Here is a 20,550-nt window from a genome sequence, read left to right on the forward strand (position 1 = left end):
AACAGTCAAATAGAATCATGAACCAGATAGACCAGCTGATCAGCCAGGCCGGCATCCAGGGCACGTTCGATGTGCGCTGCCTCTATCGCGGCGGTTTCAGGCTGCCCCACGCGCAGAGCCCGGCCGGGGTGATGCCGTTTCACCTGCTGATGAGGGGAGAGATCCGGGTCACCACGGTGCAGGGAGACGACGTGGCACTGCGCCCGGGCGATCTGCTGCTGCTGCCCGCTGGCGAGCCTCATACCATCTGGCGGGAAGGCGACCCCCTGACCCTGGCCGAGCCGGGCGACGGGTTGCTGCCGCAGAGGGGCGATGGCGGCGATCAGGTGGAGTTTCTGTGCGGCGAGTACCGCTATCAGGGACCGCTGCGGCCGCTGTTGCTGGATGCCCTGCCCAGCCCGCTCTGCATCCCGCTGCTCGCCAGCGAGTCCCGTCAGGCGCTGGAGCTGGTCTTGAGCCTGATCCAGCAGGAGCTGGCCCGCGAACAGCAGGGCTCGGGGGCGGTGCTGACGGCCCTCAGTCAGGTGCTGCTGGCCATGGGGCTGCGGGCCCATGCCAGCGATCCACACGGGGCGCGAGGGCTGGTCGGCGCCCTGCAAGACCCCAGGCTGGGCCGCTCGCTGCAGGCCATGCTGGCCGACCCGGCCCACCCCTGGAGCGTGGATGAACTGGCGGCGCTGGCCGCCATGTCCCGCGCCACCTATTTTCGCCACTTTCGCCAGCGGCTGGGCTGCAGCGTCTGGGAGTTCATGGTGCGGGTGCGGATGGTGCGGGCGGCCGAGCTGCTGCGCCACCCGGATCAACTCCCCCTTGCCGAGGTGGCGCAGCGGGTCGGCTATCAGTCGGAGGCCTCCTTTGCCAAGGCATTCAAGCAGTCGAGCGGGATGGCGCCTGGCCGCTTTCGCCAGCAGGGCTGGCCGGCCCTGCCCGGCTAGCGGGCCAAAAACAAAAACCCCGTTGCAGGCAACGGGGTTTTCATGCGCACAGGCAGGGCAGGATCAGTTGCCCAGGGTGGCGAACAGACTCTGCTCCAGGCTGCCGCGGGAGACGCAGACCGGGGTGATGGAGGGAGCCAGCACGCGCTCGCCGGAGGACTCGACGAAGTAGAGCTGGGTGTTGCCCTTGACGTTGACGGTCGCCACGCTGTTGTTGCCGCTCTGGGTGATGATCAGGTTGATCTGCAGATTGGGGTTGCCCAGTGCGACCTTGGAACCCATGGTGCCGCAATCCAGCCACTCCAGCCCCTCGGCCGAGTTTTCGACGTTGGCGGTCATCAGACCTGAGCCACGCTGGCTGTTTTCGATGTTCAGACCGTGATCGCCAAACCACTTCTCGGCGCGGGCCCACACCAGATCCACCGGAATTGCCATCTCCTGGGTGTTGTTGGTCGCCTTGGCAACCGGCGGGGTATAGCGGTACTGCTCGCCACCATTGTTGTCACTGGCACAACCCACCATCAACAGGGCCAGGGCGCCCCCCATTATCTTCTTCATGCTGCTTCTCTCGTCCATAAGGCCATAGGCCAACCGGCGGCTATTATGGCGATCACGACACAGACTGTCAGCAGGGATCCTCATAAATGGCGGATTCTTAACCCAAGCTTTACAAAACTGACCTGTTATCATAGATTTGCTCGAAGTCTCCCCCGTGAGTGCTCACGTGAATTCTTCGCTCTCCCTGGCGCTGCTGCAGCAGATCATCGACCAGTTACCCATGAATATCTTCTGCCGGGATACGGCCGGACGGTACCTGTTTGCCAACAAGGCTTTCGCCCGGGAGGCCGGGCTGCCGCAGCCGAGCGATCTCATCGGCAAGACGGACGCCGAGATGCCCTGGGGCGATCTGTTTCGCGAGGAGGACGGGCGCCTGCTGGCCGAAGGCAAGCCCCTGCTGCACCAGCAATTGCACTGCCACGGTGGCGCCGGCGCCAACTGGATGGAGATCCACAAGGTGCCGCTCTATGACGAGCAGGGCAACCCCCTCGCCCTCTTTGCCATGGTCAGCGCCATCGACCAGCGCAAGGAGCTGGAGCAGACCTTCCGCCAGCAGCAACTGCTGCAACGCCGCCTGCTTGACGCCATTCCGGACCTCATTCGCCTCGAAGATCACCAGGGCGTGCTCATCGACTGCAATCAGGCCTTCCTCGACTTCATGGGGCTGACGGCAAGCGATGCCCTGGGTCGGCGAGTGCCCCCCCGCCTGCCCGTCGAGCAGACCCTGGGACAGGGGGAATATTGCGTGGTGGATGCCCAGGGCAAGGGGCGCCACCTGGAGGTCACCCGAGTCGAGGTGCCGGACGACGAGGGCAACTCCCTCGGCATTCTCACCCTGAGCCGCGACATCACAGGGCTGCGCACCACCCAGGCCCAGTTGCAACAGGAGCAGCACTACGACAGCCTCACCGGCCTGCTCAAGCTCTCCCATTTTCTGCAGACCAGCCGCCACCTCGGCGCCCGCAAGGCCAGCCTGCTGCTGGTGGATCTGCAACATTTTCGCGAGATCAACGATCGCTTCGGCATCCGGGTCGCCGACCGCCTGCTCAGCCAGGTGGCGCGCCGCCTGCAACGGCTGGCGCCGCCCCAGTCCCTGCTCTGCCGGGTCGCCGCCGATGACTTCGCCCTGCTGCTGCCCGAGCTTCCCCTCTCCCTGGATGAGTGGAGCCGCAACCTGCAACAGGAGCTGATGGCCCCCTATCAGGTCGAGGAGCACAGGATCCAGATCCCGGTCTTCCTCGGCATCGCCCACGGCAAGGCCAAGGAGGCCGAGCGCCTGCTGAGCCACGCGGAAGCCGCCCTGGCCCAGGGCAAGCGCCAGCAGCAGCACTGCACCCTGTTCGACCCCGAGCTGGACGCCAAGCTCAAGCGCCGTCAGCACATCGCCGCCCAGCTGCCGCTGGCCATCAAGTCGGCCGAACTGACCGCCGTCTACCAGCCCATCATCTGCACCCACAGCAACCGGCTGCACGGGGCCGAGCTGCTCTGCCGCTGGCCTCATCCTGAGTTCGGCATGATCTCCCCCGACGAGTTCATTCCCCTGGCGGAAGAGCTGGGCCTCATCGGCCAGCTCGGCCAGCTGATGCTGGAGCTGGGTTGTGCCCAGCTGGCCCGCTGGCAGGTGGCGGCGCCGGATCTGGTGCTCTCCATCAACCTGTCGCCGCTGCAGTTCCGCGACCCCGAACTCTGCCCGCAGATCTTCGACTGCATCGAGCGCCACGGGCTGGCCCCCTGGCAGCTGGAGCTGGAGATCACCGAAGGGGTGCTGATGGAGAATGCCGACGAGATAGAGAGCAACCTGGCCTGCCTCATCGAGGCGGGCTTCCAGCTCGCCATCGACGACTTCGGCACGGGTTACTGCTCCCTCGCCTACCTGCCGAGGCTGCAGGTGGCCACCCTCAAGCTCGACAGAAGCTTCACCCAGGGGCTGGCCAGCAACCAGGCCACCACCGCCATAGTGCGCTCCGTCATCGGGCTCGGCCATGAGCTCGGCATCAGGATCACCGCCGAAGGGGTGGAAACCGTGGAGCAGCAGGCCTGGCTGGCCCAGGCGGGCTGTGATCGCCTGCAGGGTTACCTGTTCAGCCGCCCCCTGCCTCCCGCCGAGTTTGCCCGCAACTACCAGTTGCCGGCCTGAGGCAGCGCCAACAACAAGGCCACCCTAGGGTGGCCTTGTTGTGTTTGCAGACGCATCGATTCTGGCGCGCTTACTCCTGGAAGTAGGTGCCCCAGCCGTCGTAGTCCACGCCGTATTTTTCCAGGATAGGCAGCATCTTCTCGATGTCGGCCACTATGGTCTCGATATCCAGCTTGCACTCCACTGTGGCATCGAAGCAGAAGATGGTGGCGCCATCATCCAGCTCCATCTCCTCGGCATCTGTCACCTCAAAGCCGGCCTTGAACAGGTCGACCGCCGCCTTCTCCAGCAGATCGAAGTCCTGGCAGGCAAAGTGGTGCTCAATCTCGTAGTCCAGACTCGGGTTGCTGCCATCGGCCAGCAGCTCGTTGACGATGGCGGTGGTCTCGTCGCGCCACTCTTGCATGTTGATACTCATATAAACCCCAGGCGGTATTGGATGGATGTCAGCCCCTGCTGGCAGGCACGCTGCGGCCGCGTCGGCCCGGGTCGCCGCCAGGGGGATGGTTGCGGCAAAGCATACCCGCAGAGCGCAACGGGCTCAATGCGGCGGACCAAGATAACTGCCTTGCCCGCTCCCCACCAAAGGGGGGTGTCCGTAAAAAGGTCAAAAAGTGCAATAACCCGCCTTTGACAGGCACAGCCCCCTCCGGCTTGAGGCAAGCAAGACAGATTGCAGGCTCTTTGGGAGTCGGTGTTTTCCACCCTGGAGGTGCCGATGACAGAGGGTCAGCCCGGGAGCATGACAGAGCTCGTTTGAATGACACACCCTCAGAAGCAAGGCGCCCGCTCATCGGCTCGCCCCCTATGATGGGCCTGGGTCATGGTAGCCACTGAGTCATGACGCCCGTCCAGGGGGAATACGCCCCCCCTTTTGCCCGGGTTGCCCATGAAAACGGCGCGACAAGGCGGAAAAACGGATGAAACAGGGCCGATTGTTCGGTTATCGAGCGAACGATGCCACAATCTGCCCCCGGCGGTTGACACCTCGGCGCAGAAAGGGTTTAATGCGCGCCGTTGCCCAGATAGCTCAGTCGGTAGAGCAGGGGATTGAAAATCCCCGTGTCGGCGGTTCGATTCCGTCTCTGGGCACCAATAATTCCTCCTTAGTTCAGTCGGTAGAACGGCGGACTGTTAATCCGTATGTCGCTGGTTCAAGTCCAGCAGGAGGAGCCAAATTCGAAAGGCCCGCTCATCTGAGCGGGCCTTTCTGCATCTCCCCTTCCCGAAATGTCATCCCCTAATAGCGATTCTCGTCACCGTGCCAGACATGACCGGCAGAACATGCCCGGGCGACCTCGTGACAAGGATCATCGGCATGAGAGCGGAAGAAGTGCTGATCTTGTTGCAGCAGGAGCGAACTCATCGAGTGGCTGATACCGGCCAGAGCCTCGCCAGCGGTCAATCCTGCAACCCGGTGATCTGTGGCCAAATGAGCCAGTACCCTTTCACGACTATTCATGATCGCCTCCCTCTGTGGATCCCGTCGTAAATTGACCATAGCAGCAGGTATCAGACTACCGCAAACCCGCGCCAGCAAAGGGCTCCAGGCCGGTCCACCCCTGCCAAAAAAGGGAGACAAATGAAGAAGCCCACCCTGTCGGGTGGGCCTTTCATGACTGCTAGCCGCCGTTACAGGCCGCCAGTAACAGGGTCGCCCCGCAGGTGGCGCTGAATACCAGCAACCCTGCCTGCAGCACGCCCTCAGGATCCGTCTCTTTTCTTCTCTTTCTGAACCTTATCCATCGCGGCCTCATCGAGCCCACCTCATCCTGTTGTGTCCAGCTCCCCTGCCCTCCTCGGCAGGCCGCTCATCTTGATCCCGGTTCAGCTCAAGGTCAATCGGTCCGCAACAATAAAGCGGCCGGGCGCTCGGGAGAGAGCCTCGTCATGGGTCCGCCCAATATCGGGAAAACCGGCGTGACCCGTCTGCGAGCCGGGGCTATGATGAGGCCGACGATTTCCGATCCCAGGGAGACCCCAGATGAGCAGCCCCTTGCACTATGTGCTGGATGGCATCCATTGCGAGCCACACTTCTTCACCGTGCCCCTCAACCACCAGAAACCGGATGACGAGGAGAGCATCACCCTGTTTGGCCGCACCCTCTGTCGCCAGGACAGGCTGGATGACGAGCTGCCCTGGCTGCTCTATCTGCAGGGGGGGCCGGGCTTTGGCGCGCCGCGCCCGACCGCGAGCGGCGGCTGGATCAAGCGGGCCCTGCAGGAGTTTCGGGTGCTGCTGCTCGATCAGCGCGGCACCGGCCACTCCAGCCCCATCAACGCCGAGGCGCTGGCCGGGCTCACCCCGGGGGAGCAGGCCGGCTACCTCGGCCATTTTCGCGCCGACAGCATAGTGCGGGATGCCGAATACATTCGCGAGACCCTGAGCCCGGACCGGCCCTGGAGCCTGCTTGGCCAGAGCTTCGGCGGCTTTTGCAGCCTCACCTATCTCTCCCTGTTCCCGGACAGCCTGCACGAGGTCTACCTCACCGGCGGCGTGGCCCCCATAGGTCGCAGCGCGGACGAGGTCTACCGCGCCACCTATCAACGGGTGGCGGACAAGAACCGCGCCTTCTTCGCCCGCTTCCCCCATGTCCAGGCCATCGCCAACCGGCTGGCGACCCACCTGCACCGCCACGACGTGCGCCTGCCTAACGGCCAGCGCCTGACGGTGGAGCAGTTGCAGCAGCAGGGGCTGGATCTCGGCGCCAGCGGCGCTTTCGAGGAGCTCTACTACCTGCTGGAGGACGCCTTCATCGGCGAGCGGATCAACCCCGCCTTCCTCTACAAGATGCAGGCCATGCAGCCGTTCAACACCAATCCGGTGTTCGCCATTTTGCACGAGTCCATCTATTGCGAGGGGAGCGCAAGCAACTGGGCGGCCGAGCGGATCAGGGGGGAGTACCCGGCCCTGGCCTGGGCGCCCGGCAAGGATTTCGCCTTCACCGGCGAGATGATCTTCCCCTGGATGTTCGAGCAGTTTCGCGAGCTGATGCCGCTCAAGGAGGCCGCCCACCTGCTGGCCAAGAAGGCCGATTGGGGCCCCCTCTACGACCCGGCGCAGCTGGCCAAGAACCCCGTGCCGGTCGCCTGCGCCGTCTATGCCGAGGACATGTACGTGGAGTTCGACTACAGCCGCGACACCCTCAGGGGCCTTGGCAACAGCCGCGCCTGGATCACCAACGAGTACGAGCACAACGGCCTGAGAGTCGACGGCGAGCAGATCCTGGACAGGCTCATCCGCATGAATCGGGATCGCTGATCCCGCTCGGGCGACGAGCCCGCCATAAAAAGAATATCGAGGGCGGCCCATGAGCCGCCCCGCCCTGTCGGAAGCAACACAAAACAACAAGGACACCCTTTGGATCATCCGGAAACCTCGGCCGGCTGGCTGAGCCGCCTCTTCTATCACTGGACGGGCCCGCTGCAACGCAAGGGGCTGACCGAGCCCCAGGTCGGTCTCGACGATCTCTACCCCCTGCTGCCGGAAGACAGGCGCGACGCGCGGGCCGATGCCTTCCTCGCGCTCACCGCCGCTGCGCCGGTGCGTCCCTGGCCCATCATGGCCTTTATCTGGCGCCACTACCGTCGCCGTATCGGCCTGCTCACCCTGCTGCAGCTGATCGGCATGCTGGCCACCCTGGCCAGCCCCTGGCTGCTCAACCACAGCATGACCCAGCTCGGCACCGATGCCAGCACCGGCCACAAGCTGCTGCTCGCCTTCGCCCTGTTTGCCTCGGTGCTCGCCGCCGGCATGCTGGCGGAGCACTCCCTGCAGCTGGCGCTCAAGATGCACGTCCCCATTCGCCGCCTGCTGGCCGAATCCCTGCTCGCCAAGGTGATGAAGCTCGGCGGCAAGAGCTTCGATGACAGGGCCGGTGGCCGGGTACAGAACCTCATCAACCGGGACGTGTGGGACATCACCTGGATATTGGCGGATCCCGCCATGCCGCTCACCATGGCACTGCAACTGGCGGGCACCATAGCCCTGCTGGTGTGGCAGGTGGGCAGCGCCGGTCTGGTGGGCTTTGCTGTGCTCACCCTGCTGCTGCTGCTCTCCACCCGGGTGGTGCGCCGCATGAATCAGCAGGAGCAGCAACTCAAGCGCCAGCAGGACGAGCGCAACGGCATACTGGCGGAATACATCAAGAAGCTGCGCCTGGTGCGCCAGAACGGCCTCGGCGCCTTCTTCACCCGGGCGGCCAACGCCAAGCGCCAGCAGGAGCTGGGGGTGCTCGGCCGGGTGCTCAAGCTCGATGCCATCAACAGCTTCCTGATGATGAGCACCCCGCTGCTGGTGACGCTCGCCACCTTCACCACCTATCTGGCCTCGGGCCAGAGCCTGACCCTGCCCCAGGTGTTCACCACCATAGCCCTGTTCGCCGTGCTGCGGATCCCCATGATGCGGCTGCCTTACCTCATCCGCACCCTGATCAACTTCAATACCGGTTTCAACCGGCTGTGCGAGTTTCTGAGCAGCCCGGAGCAGCATCGGGATCTCGGCGATCCCAGCCTGCCGGTCGGCAGCCTGCGGCTGGAAGAGGTCACCGCCCTGCACCAGCAAAAACCGGTGCTACAGGGGGTCAGTCTGCACATCGAGCCGGGGGAGCTGGTGGGGATCACGGGGGCAACCGGGGCGGGCAAGAGCTGCCTGCTGCACCTGGTCGCCGGTTTTGACAACGGCTTTGAGGGGACTGTCCGTCGCAACGGCCGGGTGGCGCATCTGGGCCACAAGCCCTGGCTGATGAACGACAGCATCCGCAACAACATTCTGTTCGGTCAACCCTGGGACGAGGCACGCTACCACTGGGTGCTCGGTGCCTGCGCCCTCGCCACGGATCTGGGGCTGCTGAGCCACGGGGATCAGACCCTGGTGGGTGAGCTCGGCACCCGCCTCTCCGGCGGCCAGCAGCAGCGGGTCGCCCTGGCCCGCGCGCTCTATGCAGAGGCCGACATCCTGCTGCTGGACAACCCCTTGTCTGCGCTGGATCCCATGGTCTCGGCCCAGGTGCTGGAGCAAGGGCTCGCCTTCAAGCCGGGGCCGACCCGGCTGCTGGTGAGCCACGACCCGGATGTGCTGGCCCACTGCGACCGGGTGATCCGCATCGAGCAGGGCCGCCTGGTGGAGCTCGACGCCCACCAGCTGGCGGATCTTATCCAGCACCCGCAGCCCACTCCTCCGGTCCCCCCCCAGGAGGCGGAGCAGTTCAGCGAGGAGAAGGTGGTGGAGGGCAAGGTGGACTGGGGGCTGTTCGGCTTCATGTGGCAGCGCCTGGCCGCCCCCGGCGCCATCCTGATCGCCCTGCTGCTCACCCTGGGACAGGAGGGGCTGCGCATCGCCTCGGATCTCTGGCTCGGCGGCAAGGCCGAGGTGAGCGATGTGAACACCCTGCTCGGCATCTATGTGCTGCTGGGGGCGGGATCGCTGGTCTGCATCATGGTGGTGCGGGTCATCAACTACAAACTCGGCCTCAAGCTGGCCTGGACCCTGTTCGACGGCATGCTGGGCCGCATCAGCCGCGCCCCCATGGCCTTCTTCGACAAGGTGCCCCAGGGGCGCATCCTCAACCGTTTCGACCGGGATCTCGGGGAGGCCCAGGAGGTGCTGCTGTCCATGCTGATGGGGCTGTTCGGCATGCTGGTCTCTGTGGCTCTGCAGGTGGTGGTCATCGGCATCAACATTCCCCTGCTGCTGCTCATCGCCCCCCTGGTGGGCTGGGCGCTCTACGTGCTGCAACGGCGCTACCGGGCGGTGCAGCTCAAGCTGCGGCGCCAGTCCTCGGTGCTGCGCTCCCCGCTCTACATCAGCATCAGCGAGACCATTCGCGGCGCCCCCGCCCTGCGTCTGGCCGGGGCCGAGCGCTTCGCGCTGGATCAGGTGCTGCATCACTATGACAACAACCTGCGCAGCTGGTACACCACTACCTCCATCAACCGCTGGCTCGGCATGCACCAGACCCTGCTCTCCGCCGCCCTGGTGGGGGCAGTGGCACTGATGGTGGCCTTTGGCAACAGCCCGCTGCTGGGGGCCGTGGCCATCACCTACGCCTTCACCGCCTCGGCCATGCTCAACTCCCTGATCCGTACCTTCGCCGAAGTGGAGCAGGTGATGAATGCGGTGGAGCGGGTGCGTGAATACAGCGAGATAGAGAGCGAGCGTCAGGAAGGAGAGGCCCTCGCCACCCCCCATCCGGCGGTGCGCTTCGACAACCTGGGGCTGCGCTACCCGGGCGCCAGCCAGTGGGCCCTGCACAGGGTCAACTTCGAGCTGGCCCCCGGCGAGAAGGTGGGGGTGTGCGGGCGTACCGGGGCAGGCAAGAGCTCCCTGCTCGGGGTGCTGCAGGCCATGTATCCGGCCTCCCAGGGAGAGATTTACTACGGTGATCAGCCGCTCTCTGCCCTGGCGCCGGAGGCGGTGCGCGCACTCTATGACACCGTCTCCCAGATCCCCCTCACCTTCTTCGGCACCCTGCGCGCGAATCTCGCCCCCCTGAGCGAGCAGAGCGACGCCGCGCTGGAGCAGGCGCTGGCCCGGGTCGGCCTGGCCGAGCGCTGCGCCGGCCGGCTGGACGAGGATCTCGACCGGCTACAACTCTCCGCCGGCGAGACCCAGCTGCTGGTGATCGCCCGCATCCTGCTGTCGCGCCGCCCCCTCATAGTGCTGGACGAGGCCACCTCGGATCTCAGCCACGGCGGCATGCGCAAGATGGCGGAGCTGCTCTATCGCTACCGGCCACAGGCCAGCTATCTGGTGATAGCCCACCATCTGGAGCCGCTCCTGTCGGTGGACAAGGTGGTGGTGATGGAGGCTGGCACAGTGGTGGAGCAGGGCTCTCCGGTCAGCCTGCTGGCCAATCCGGGCTCCCGCTTCCACCAGCTGTTCGCCGGTCAGGTGAACCGCCAGGTGGGGGAGCTGACGGGCTGAAACAAAAAGGGCTGCCCGCGGGCAGCCCTGCTCGTCGTGCGTCTCAACGCTCCATGATCTGGGTGATGTCATCCTTGTTGATCAACATCTCCCGCCCCTCTTCGTCGTAGTAGCGGTACATGCCCGTGTCCTCATCCAGCCTGGGCTTGCTGTCGGTGGTAATCATCTTCCCGTCCCGGGTGCTCATGATGTATTGGGAGCTGCACGCCACCAGCCCCAGCATGCACACCAGGATCATCATCAGTCGTTTCATTGCCTATCCCCCCTTCACTCTCACCACTAGGTTGATAAGTGAAGCCTAGCTCAGGCGGATTCAGGGCCGCGGCGCGACGAGCAACAGATGGATAGAAAATGAAATTTAAAGTCAACACCCAAGCAAGTACTTCCATTCAGATTCAACAAAAAAAGATCACACAAAAAAACAAACACAGAAACACCACAAAAGAAACAAATTGACTACACAATGCATCGTTTCTCACTCAAAAAATCAGAGATTGAGAATCATCCGACATTCAGACTGAGAATTGTCTGATATATGTTGCAAAAAAATACGCTTTTGATAGATTCCGACACTGAATTCAAATGGCAACCTAATTACTAAATCCATCAATAACTCATCTTTTTCGCCCCATCGGATGCGACACCTTCTGTCTGGCGATCAAGATCCATAACAAAAAAATTACATTTCATGCCGATATGTCATTCGGATGCGGTAGCTATGTCTGTTTTACCTCCAGTCCAGATGGACACCACGATGAGCCCCTCATTGAGTCAATTCACAATACTGTGACAGAGCAGCAATTTGCTGCTGCTTGTGTGATGCCCTTATGTCGCCAATATATGGTGGTCACAACCCGTACTGATTGCACAGTACACGAGTCAGTGAGCAGTTAAATTAACTGCCAACAATAAAACATAAGAATTCATACACAGATATTGCAATGAGAGAGCCCAATCCTTTTACAGGAAATATCACATAAAGAGATCATCCACTTAATTTATGAGTGAGCATGATTTAATTTATGTCGATCATTTGTAGCAGTCAAAACAAACCCATTGCAAGGCTTTACGTAAAATGAAAGTTATAACAGCGTCATGGATCTTAGCTGCGATTAGTTTGAATATATTCGCTGCGCCGCAGATAAGCCCGCAGATGATGGAGCAATTCAAGCGGCTGCCACCGGCAGAACAGCAGGCTCTGGCAAAGCAGTATGGTATATCCACTGAACAGCTAAATAGTGCCAGTGCTATTACCCCTGTCACACCATCGGTTCCTGTTGCCGCACCACGTGAACTGGATTATAGCCAGGTATCCCAGCGCCCTCTCGTAGCCGGAGTGGCACAACCAGGGGATTTGCAACCATTTGGGTATAATGTATTTGCCGGTGAGCCCATCCTGGATGCTCCTATTACCGACATGCCTGTTGCGGATGACTATGTTATTGGCCCTGGAGATGAAATTCATGTTCAACTCTACGGCAAAGAAAATGCTGTTTATGATTTGAGTGTCGGCCGGGAAGGTTTTATTGATTTTCCCAGTCTCGGCCCTATCTCCGCCAGTGGCTTAACCTTCCAGCAATTCAGAAGTGACCTTGAATCCAGGATCAAGGAGCAGATGATAGGTGTAAATTCCTTCATCAGCTTTGGTTCAATGCGTTCCATGCAGGTGTTTGTCATGGGAGACGCCTACCGCCCGGGCGCTTACAATGTCAGTGGCATGGCGACCGTGACTCAGGTATTGCAGGCCGCTGGTGGCATAGACACAGTCGGTTCCTTGCGAAAAATCCAGGTGAAACGCGCAGGGCAAAACGTCATAGATGTGGATCTCTACAAGATGCTTGTCTGGGGTGATACCAGCCAAGACATCCGTTTACAGGCCGGAGATACAGTGTTTGTTCCTGCCAAGGGCAGTGAGGTCGCCATCAACGGGCTGGTCAAGCGCCCCGCCATTTACGAGCTGAGAAATTCGGCGCCCCTGGCGGATGTACTCGCACTGGCTGGCGGCGTCAAAGCCGCCGCGTTGCAAGAAGTCTCCGTAGAGCGCCACTCCGATAGCGGTCTCAGGGTATTCAACCTGACCCTGGCAAACGCCCATGATCGCCTTTTCAGTATTCGGGACGGGGACAAGATATCGGTGAAACCGAGCAGCACCGAATATAGCCAGGCCATTGTGGTCAAAGGTGCAGTCGTTCGTGACGGCGTCTACAGCTTCTCTCCCGGTACTCGAGTCAGCACTATATTGCAGAGTGTTGAGCGAGACCTCATTTCGGCTACCGATTTGAGTTACGCTCTGGTGGTCAGAGAGATTGACTCCCAGCGTAATATCAGCGTGATTCAATTCAATTTGGGCAATGCTCTGCAACACCCAGGCGGCAAGGATGATGTCCTGCTTCAGGCCAGGGATCAGGTGCTGGTGTTCCGCAACGATGCTACTGACCGCCTCAGAGAGACTGCGGCGACGAATACAAAAGTAAAAGACCTCGGAACCAAGTCGCAAGAATTGAGCAACGCTGCCATGATGCGCACAGATGCATCCACCGGCGCCAATGTCAAAAGTGATGAATTGAATACCGATAGTCAGGTCAAGCTCTCCTCACTTTCCGATAAAACGGCAACAGATGCCGTTGTGGCTGACTCCAGGCAAGTCTTGTTGGCGCCAGTCATCGAACGCTTGAAAGCGCAGTCGACTCAGGGCCAGCCGGTCAAAATCATGGAAGTCAGGGGGGAAGTGAAATACCCGGGCCTCTACCCACTGACCGAGAGCAGTCGTATGTCCGATGCCATTCTCGCCGCCGGCGGGTTCAATGAGCAGGCCAACATTGTCGAGCTGTCCCGCGTCAATGAGCGTGGTGACAGCATCCTGGTCCAGAATGAGCGATTCTCCCTGGACACAGCCAATAGCCCGTACAATTCGCCACTCCTGCAATCCAAAGACAATATCAACGTTCTGCCCCATCCCCAGTGGCGGGAAGAGGCGACCGTCCAGGTCTTCGGTGAAGTGAAATTCCCCGGCACTTATACCGTGCGTCGCGGAGAAAGCCTGCACGATCTGATCGAGCGGGTGGGTGGCATTACTGCCTACGCCAATCCCAACGGTGCAATATTTGCACGTAAAGCCCTGCGCCAGCAGGAAGAGGAGCGATTGGTGATGCTACGGGATGAACTTCGCCAAGAGATATCGACCATGACGTTGCGCAGGCAGAGCACCATTGCCAACTACAGCAGCTCTCCTGCCGAGGCCATGACGGTTGTGAATCAACTGGAGAACAGCAAGGCAATTGGTCGGATGACCATAGATATGCCAGCCTTGCTCTCTGGAGAAAAGCAATCCGATATATTGCTGGAGGATGGCGATAAATTATACATCCCGACCATGCAGAATGTGGTCTCCATCGCAGGCATGGTGCAATTCCCCTCTTCGCATATCTATAAAGAGAACACCAGCATCAATGAGTACATCAGTCTTGCCGGTGGTACCAAGAAGCAAGCCGATACCGATCGCGTCTATGTGATAAAGGCCAATGGCAGTGTGATGTTACCCAATGATAGCTGGTTTGGCGGACGAAAGAGCCTTGAACCTGGTGACACTATCATAGTCCCGGTGGACTCTGATTATCTGGATAACCTGAGCATCATGTCTTCCGCCACACAGATCATGTATCAGTTGGGCGTAGCCTGGTCCGCAATCAAATAATGCCATTGAACGCATCATTTTATATTCCATAGGACTCATTACATCACAATGGAAGCACAAAAAGTGAATGTCATTCCCTTACCGAGAGATATGTCTCCGGTGAGTGATGAAATTGACCTGCGGGAACTGGTGATTGCATTGTGGCACGGCAAGTGGTGGATCTTTTCCACCACCGTCATTGCCACTTGCTTCGCCGTCGCCTTCGCACTTTTAAGCCCCAATATCTATCGTGCCGAAGCGCTCCTGACCCCCTCCCTTGAGCAGCAAGGTGGCGGGCTCTCCGCGCTGGCCTCCCGCTTCGGCGGGCTGGCCAGCCTGGCTGGCGTCGATCTTGGCAACAAAGGCGGGGATAAGGCCTCGATAGCCATCGAAGTGGGCAAATCACGGCTGTTTCTTGGGGATTTCATCCGCCGGCACCAGCTGGCTGTCCCTCTGATCGCCGCCACCGGCATAGATAAGACCACGGGTGAGCTGCTCATCGACCCTGAGGTCTATGATACCCAGGATCAGAAGTGGGTCCGCGAGATGCCGCCCGGCAGGTCTCCCGAGCCCACTGACTGGGAACTGATCAAGGCTTTCAAGAATCTGGTCACCCTCAACAGCGATCCCAAAACTGAATTATTGACTGTCACCATCGACTTTTATTCACCGCAACTGGCCAAACAGTGGGTGGACTGGTTGATCGATGATCTCAACCACACCATGAAAAAACGAGATCAGGAAGAGGCAAAGCGCAATATTTCCTATCTGACCGAGCAGTTATCCAAAACCTCCGTCGCCGATATGCAGAAGGTTTTTTATCAACTGATCGAAGAGCAGACCAAAACCTTGATGCTCGCCGAAGTCAATCAGGAATACGTTTTTAAGGTCCTTGATCCTGCCGTCATAGCCGAAGAAAAAATAAAACCAAAACGGGCACTGATTGTTGTCTTGGGTGCACTGTTGGGCGGCATGCTGGGAGTGATGATAGTTTTGGTTCGGTTTGCATTCCGTCATGATAAAAGATGATGGATGCAAACTGATCAAAAACGATGGCTTGCCATCATAATAGAATAGAACGATCGTCGACTATTCTGATTTTATAAGGGAAATATATGAAGAAGAGTGTTTTGATTATGACTGCCCTGCTGGCGCTGTCCGCCCCGACCATGGCTGCAGAAACAGTAGCTGCAGGCGCTGGTGCTAGTACCGGTGGCGCTGCTGCCGGTGCCGGTGCTGCTGGCGCTGCTGTCGGTGGCATCACCGCAGGTGCTCTGGCCGTTGGCGTAGCCGCTGCTGCTGCCATTGGTGTTGCCGTCGCCGTTGCCAGCAATGACGACGGCAACAGCAACAGCTCCACTTCGACTGTGACCAGCACAGCTCGTTGATATTAAGATTTAAAGACTGCCTCAGGGCAGTCTTTATTTTAATACTTATCTATTCAGTGATGCTTGCATGCTAACTAAGCGCATTTTCATAGTGCTATCAATGTTGTTGTTTGGCTGTGCAGACAACAACTTTGATAGCTATCAGCAACTTAAATTTCTTTTTTCCGGGGATGAAGAAATAACCATCTCCCCAGAAGCAATCAATAAACTACCTTATGCCAGTGCATTTGTAACTGTCGATGACAGGCCCAGAATATTCGTCGTTCTTGCATTTGCAGAGAATAATCGACTGTCATGGGTCAGCAGCGACAGAGGCATGATTGTGACCAAACATGGTCGTATAACCAGAACACTGAAGTTGGATAATGATCTTGATTACTTTGCAGACTCGATGACAGACCCATTATCCCAATCTTCCATCACTTCGGGTGCACAGTTCAGTTACAGCGCGGAATGGGCAAAAAATCGCCGCAGCGGGAGAAGCCTGCACAGTGTATTCCGGCAACTGGCGAATGAAGACCTGGATATCAACGGCGTCATCATTGTGACCTCCCTCTATGAGGAAACTGTGCAGTCGATAAAAGATGGTCAAACATGGAAGAATTATTACTGGTTGGACAAAAAGTCTGGCCTGGTCAGAAAAACCATTCAAAAGCTAGGCCCTGACAACAGCACCATAGAAATGGTCTTTACCAAGCCTTACGCACCATGAAAAAAATAATACTCTCGTTATTGATAGGCTATGTGCCCTTGCTTCACGCAGACAGCGTTACTAAAGTAGTCTTCGGTAATGTCAATAGCACCACCATCTCCCTTTCGAATAGCCAGCGTCTTGAACAGCTACTAAATAATTCCAAGCTACCTAGCCATATCTATTGGCCTGCCGCCATCATCTCATCCCCCACGGAAGAGCGTGTGGCCCAGCAAGCCAAGGAGCGTTTGCTCGCCGATGTGAAATCACTCCAGGTGATGTGGATGAGAGAGCATCAAGGTGGCCTGGTCCAAACAACCCAGCAACTGTTGCGAGAGCTGGATCAGCTTGATGTCACAGGCCGGATTGACATAAAACTGGATCCCGATCTCAGCAGAGTTGAACCTGACAACAACCCTCGTTTGACCGGGAATTACTCACTCTATGTTTCTCCTCGGCCATCCCGTTTATATTTGATGGGGTTAATCAATAGCCGCAAGTCATTGCCTCATGAACATGGAAAAGGTTTGGCTGAATATTGGCAAGGCCATAGCTTGTTGGCCGGAGCCAACCCGGGCGAGGTATATCTTATCCAGCCAGATGGCAGCATCCAGTTATCACCCGTGGCCGTCTGGAATGAATATCATATAGAGCCCATGCCCGGTGCAACCCTGTTTGCCGGGTTAGCTCCCGAGTTACTGCCGGCCAAATTTAAAAACATCAATCTCCGTATTGCCGAAATGATTGCTAATCGGATACCCGAGTAATGCTAACCAGAATCGCCACCCTCTCTATTCTTGTCTCTCCTATCGCTTGCGCCAATACGGATAGTTTCTCCCCTACCTTTCCCACCCAGAGTGACTTTGGTGGCGTCGGTCTGCTCCAGATGCCAACGGCGCGCATGGCGCCAGAAGGTGAGTTCTCATTCAACTACATGGATAACCAGGAATATCGACGCTGGTCTATCTCCATGCAGCCATTCGACTGGCTGGAAGCCACCCTGAGATACACCGACATTCGCACCCGCCTGTATAGCAATGACGAGAGCTTCAGTGGCGATCAAACCTATAAAGACAAGGGCATGGATGTCAAAGCCAGACTCTGGAATGAATCCACCTGGCGCCCTCATGTCTCTGTCGGACTTCGCGATGTCATGGGGACCGGACTCTTTGACAGCGAGTACATAGTCGCCAGCAAACGCTACAAGAACCTGGATTTCACCATCGGGATGGCATGGGGAAATATGGGGCAGAGCGGCAATATCAAGAACCCCTTCTGTGAAGCCCGTGAGGCCTGGTGCCAGCGCGACGACAGTTTCTCTGGCAGTGGTGGCAAATTTGAATTTGGCAGCCTGTTCCATGGACCTGCCGCACTCTTTGGCGGGATCGAGTACCAGACGCCCTGGCAACCATTGAGGTTGAAGCTTGAATACGATGGCAATGACTACAGTCACGAGTCGGCGGGCGTCATAACACAAAGCACCCCCATCAATGTGGGCATAGTCTACCAGCCCTATGATGCTCTCGACATGCACCTCAGTTATCAGCGCGGCAATACGCTGATGTGGGGGGTGACACTGCATACCAATTTCAACGATCCCTCCTTGTCGCTGCCCAAACTCATGGACCCCCCGGTTCCGGCCTATCAGGTCAGCGAAACTGCCTCTCTGAATGAAGTGGACTGGCAGGACTTGTCCTCTCAGCTTGCCGCCAATGCAGGCTGGCAAGAGGTCTCCCTCTACGGTGATGACGATACCCTTACCCTGGTGGGTGAGCAGACCCGCTTCCGGGAGCAGGCTCAGGGCGAGCACAGGGCCACCATGCTCGCCATCAATGAGGTCCCTGCGTCGGTGAAGCAGTTGCGGATCATCGAGCAGAAGCAAGGAATGCCACTGCAGGAGACCCGCGTCGATCTGGACTCCGTACGCCGCGCCAACAGCGACCTTCCTCTCGGCCAGACACAGGAGATAGAGGTCAGCCGTCAGGCGCCGACCCAGGTGGCAGGGAAACTGCGCCATGAGGCGGAACCCCGCTCATGGAGCTTCAAGATTGTGCCCAAACTGAACCAGTCCATCGGAGGCTCAGAGAGTTTTTACATGTATCAGGTCGGGTTGAATGCCAATACCGACTGGTACATGACCGAACGCAACTGGCTGAGCAGCACCATCTTCTTCAATCTGTTCAACAACTACGACAAGTTCAATTACACGGCTCCCCCACCCGACGGCGAGGCCCTGCCCCGGGTCAGAACCTGGATCCGGGAATATGTCACCTCCTCGGATGTGCTCCTGAATAACCTTCAGCTCACCCATATGGATAAATATGATGATGCCTGGTACGCCCAGGCCTATGGCGGCTATCTGGAGATGATGTACGCCGGGGTCGGTGGTGAAACCTTGTATCGCCCCTTCAACCAAACCTGGGCCATAGGGGCAGACATCAACCTGGTGAAGCAGCGGGACTGGGAAAACACCCTCCAACTGGCCGACTATCAGGTGGCGACCGGCCATGTCACCACCTACTGGCAGCCTGAATTTCTGGACAAGGTGACGGCCCAGATCTCGGTGGGTCGCTACCTGGCGGGGGACTATGGCGCCACCGTCAACTTCGCCAAGCAGTTTGATTCGGGGATCAGCGCCGGTTTCTTTGCCACCTTCACCAATGTGTCGGCAGAAGAGTATGGCGAGGGGAGCTTTACCAAGGGGCTCTACATCACAATCCCGTTCGATCTGATGATGTTCAAGTCCACCATAGACAGCGGCACCATCAGCTGGGTCCCCCTGACCCGGGACGGCGGCCAGATGCTGGCCAGAAAGTACGGGCTCTACAGCCAGAGCAGCGTCGCCTCCTTCTGACATGAAGTGACTGCACGTCGCAGATAAAAAAAGCACCTTCCATGAAGGTGCTTTTTTGTTTCTGGCACATGGGTCTCTGCGATCAGCCCTTGGGCTTGCGCTCACCGGTGACTGTGGGGTTCTTGGGGTCTGAGCTCCACTCGTACCAGCCGCCGTCGTAGACGCTGATCCGTTTCCAGTCCATCAGCCAGGCGTAGAAGAAGGCCTCGGAGGCGCGCCAGCCGGTGCCGCAGTAGAAGGCGGCCTGCTGGGTCGGCTCGATGTTCCACTGATCCCACATGGCGAGGATCTCGCGGGCCGGTTTCATGGTGCCGTCCGGGTTGTGGAAGTCGCTCATGCTGTTGGCATCCACGCCGCCGTGACCCCACTTGGCCCCCGGGATGTCGCCCTTGGGCTTGATGTAGCTGTAGCCTGAGGTGTTGCCGACAAACTCGTCCCAGGTGCGCACGCTGACCAGGGCGCTATCGGGCTGCTTGAGCAGCGCCTTGGCCTGGTCCAGGCTGGTGTAGTACTCGGGATGGGCCGGAATGGCCACGCCAAACTCCTTCACCGGCTCAAACTTGTTGGCCAGGCCGGTTTCGGTGCGCAGGTGCTGCACGAACCAGGCATCCAGGCCGCCGTCCAGCAGGCGCACGTCTTCCACCCCGGCATACATCATCAGGTGAGCGGCACGGGCCGCCGCCATGGTGTTGCGACCATAGAGGATGACGGTGGTGTCGTGGCGGATGCCGTTCTCCAACAGCAGCTGCTTGAGGGCTTCGTCAGAGACCTTGTTCCACAGCGGCTCCTCTTCCAGACGGTTGGTGTCTATGTAACCGGCCCCCGGGATATGGCTCAGCAAGTAGGCCTTGGGCGAGCCCCAGTCCACCTCGAAAACCTTCCAGTCCCCCTTGGGGGCGGCCGCCACCGGCTTGCCGGCCTGCAGATCGGCGAGCCAGAGCGGGTAGACCAGCTGCTGCCAGCGGGCCAGGTGCTCGCGCGGCGCGCTCTGCCAGCCCTGCAGCTCGAACAGCTGCTTGATGCCCTGCTGGCGCAGCAGACGGGCCACCTCGGCCACTTCCCGCGGGGCGCCGTAGAGGGCGACCGGCAGATCGGCCTTCAGCCCCTTGCTCGCGAGCGCCTTGGGCCACTCTTCGTCACTGTATTTCCACTCGGCGGAGAGGTTCTCGGCGCCAGCCACGTGGCCCCCCTGCTTTTCGCCCGCCATGGGCCAGCCCTGGTAGAAGTAGCTGGGGCGGGTATCCAGGATCACGGCCTGCTTCGCCTTGGCATCGGCCAGGGAGAGAGGGGGCAGTTCGGCGGCCAGGGCGGGCCAGGCACACCAGAGCAGCAGGGCGGCCAGGCCGCTGCGCCACAGTCCAGTCATTCGTTTCATGATGTTGTCTCGAT

The 20,550-nt window shown here is 59.4% G+C and carries 15 protein-coding genes and 2 tRNA genes; 12 read left to right on the forward strand and 5 right to left on the reverse strand.

Annotation, left to right across the window (positions count from 1 at the left end; genetic code table 11):
* Positions 1 to 17: 17 nt before the first annotated feature.
* Positions 18 to 935 carry a cupin domain-containing protein gene (locus AC1IN8_RS06740; protein WP_479758422.1) on the forward strand — a complete coding sequence of 306 codons (918 nt, stop codon included), beginning with the start codon at positions 18 to 20 and terminating at the stop codon, positions 933 to 935.
* A 63-nt stretch (positions 936 to 998) separates the two neighbouring features.
* Here the strand turns inward: AC1IN8_RS06740 and AC1IN8_RS06745 are convergent, their stop codons facing one another.
* On the reverse strand, positions 999 to 1,493 hold the full coding sequence (locus AC1IN8_RS06745; protein WP_025325936.1) for a hypothetical protein: 495 nt from the start codon (positions 1,491 to 1,493) through the stop codon (positions 999 to 1,001).
* Between the two features lie 166 nt (positions 1,494 to 1,659).
* Between AC1IN8_RS06745 and AC1IN8_RS06750 the strand changes: the two genes are divergently transcribed.
* On the forward strand, positions 1,660 to 3,630 hold the full coding sequence (locus tag AC1IN8_RS06750; protein WP_139436744.1) for a putative bifunctional diguanylate cyclase/phosphodiesterase: 1,971 nt from the start codon (positions 1,660 to 1,662) through the stop codon (positions 3,628 to 3,630).
* A 70-nt stretch (positions 3,631 to 3,700) separates the two neighbouring features.
* Here the strand turns inward: AC1IN8_RS06750 and rraB are convergent, their stop codons facing one another.
* Positions 3,701 to 4,036, reverse strand: coding sequence for a ribonuclease E inhibitor RraB (gene rraB / locus AC1IN8_RS06755; protein ID WP_025325934.1), 336 nt, complete (start codon positions 4,034 to 4,036; stop codon positions 3,701 to 3,703).
* 613 nt (positions 4,037 to 4,649) lie between these two features.
* Between rraB and AC1IN8_RS06760 the strand changes: the two genes are divergently transcribed.
* A tRNA-Phe gene (locus AC1IN8_RS06760) sits at positions 4,650 to 4,725 on the forward strand.
* A gap of 5 nt (positions 4,726 to 4,730) precedes the next feature.
* Positions 4,731 to 4,806 (forward strand) — tRNA-Asn (locus AC1IN8_RS06765).
* A 64-nt stretch (positions 4,807 to 4,870) separates the two neighbouring features.
* Here the strand turns inward: AC1IN8_RS06765 and AC1IN8_RS06770 are convergent.
* Entirely contained in the window at positions 4,871 to 5,092 is a 222-nt protein-coding gene (locus AC1IN8_RS06770) for a hypothetical protein (protein WP_080675078.1), read from the reverse strand.
* 522 nt (positions 5,093 to 5,614) lie between these two features.
* On the opposite strand from AC1IN8_RS06770, the gene AC1IN8_RS06775 reads away from it, so the two are divergent.
* Both AC1IN8_RS06775 and AC1IN8_RS06780 read left to right on the forward strand, forming a co-directional pair.
* Entirely contained in the window at positions 5,615 to 6,892 is a 1,278-nt protein-coding gene (locus tag AC1IN8_RS06775) for an alpha/beta hydrolase (protein WP_479758423.1), read from the forward strand.
* 99 nt (positions 6,893 to 6,991) lie between these two features.
* Complete coding sequence (locus tag AC1IN8_RS06780) at positions 6,992 to 10,555, forward strand: ATP-binding cassette domain-containing protein (RefSeq protein WP_479758424.1); 3,564 nt, start codon at positions 6,992 to 6,994, stop codon at positions 10,553 to 10,555.
* Between the two features lie 43 nt (positions 10,556 to 10,598).
* Here the strand turns inward: AC1IN8_RS06780 and AC1IN8_RS06785 are convergent, their stop codons facing one another.
* Positions 10,599 to 10,808, reverse strand: coding sequence for a YgdI/YgdR family lipoprotein (locus tag AC1IN8_RS06785; protein WP_041205103.1), 210 nt, complete (start codon positions 10,806 to 10,808; stop codon positions 10,599 to 10,601).
* A gap of 900 nt (positions 10,809 to 11,708) precedes the next feature.
* On the opposite strand from AC1IN8_RS06785, the gene AC1IN8_RS06790 reads away from it, so the two are divergent.
* The 6 genes from AC1IN8_RS06790 to AC1IN8_RS06815 all read left to right on the forward strand — a co-directional run bounded on the left by AC1IN8_RS06790 (position 11,709) and on the right by AC1IN8_RS06815 (position 19,161).
* Positions 11,709 to 14,249: an SLBB domain-containing protein gene (locus tag AC1IN8_RS06790; protein ID WP_162519177.1), complete on the forward strand. Its 2,541-nt coding sequence runs from the start codon at positions 11,709 to 11,711 to the stop codon at positions 14,247 to 14,249.
* A gap of 63 nt (positions 14,250 to 14,312) precedes the next feature.
* A complete protein-coding gene (locus tag AC1IN8_RS06795) occupies positions 14,313 to 15,257 on the forward strand; it encodes a Wzz/FepE/Etk N-terminal domain-containing protein (protein ID WP_479758425.1) in 945 nt (314 codons plus the stop codon).
* An 86-nt stretch (positions 15,258 to 15,343) separates the two neighbouring features.
* A complete protein-coding gene (locus AC1IN8_RS06800; protein ID WP_139436024.1) occupies positions 15,344 to 15,616 on the forward strand; it encodes a hypothetical protein in 273 nt (90 codons plus the stop codon).
* Positions 15,617 to 15,716: 100 nt separating this feature from the next.
* A complete protein-coding gene (locus AC1IN8_RS06805) occupies positions 15,717 to 16,328 on the forward strand; it encodes a YjbF family lipoprotein (RefSeq protein WP_479758427.1) in 612 nt (203 codons plus the stop codon).
* Entirely contained in the window at positions 16,325 to 17,074 is a 750-nt protein-coding gene (locus AC1IN8_RS06810; RefSeq protein WP_479758428.1) for a capsule biosynthesis GfcC D2 domain-containing protein, read from the forward strand. Before AC1IN8_RS06805 ends, AC1IN8_RS06810 begins: the two co-directional genes overlap by 4 nt.
* Positions 17,074 to 19,161 (forward strand): YjbH domain-containing protein, encoded by a 2,088-nt coding sequence (locus tag AC1IN8_RS06815; protein WP_479758429.1) that lies wholly within the window; start codon positions 17,074 to 17,076, stop codon positions 19,159 to 19,161. Before AC1IN8_RS06810 ends, AC1IN8_RS06815 begins: the two co-directional genes overlap by 1 nt.
* 82 nt (positions 19,162 to 19,243) lie before the next feature.
* On the opposite strand, the gene AC1IN8_RS06820 is transcribed toward AC1IN8_RS06815, so the two are convergent.
* A complete protein-coding gene (locus AC1IN8_RS06820) occupies positions 19,244 to 20,527 on the reverse strand; it encodes a rhodanese-like domain-containing protein (RefSeq protein ID WP_414017163.1) in 1,284 nt (427 codons plus the stop codon).
* Positions 20,528 to 20,550: the final 23 nt, after the last annotated feature.

Source organism: Aeromonas sp. 130281 (genome assembly GCF_056642115.1).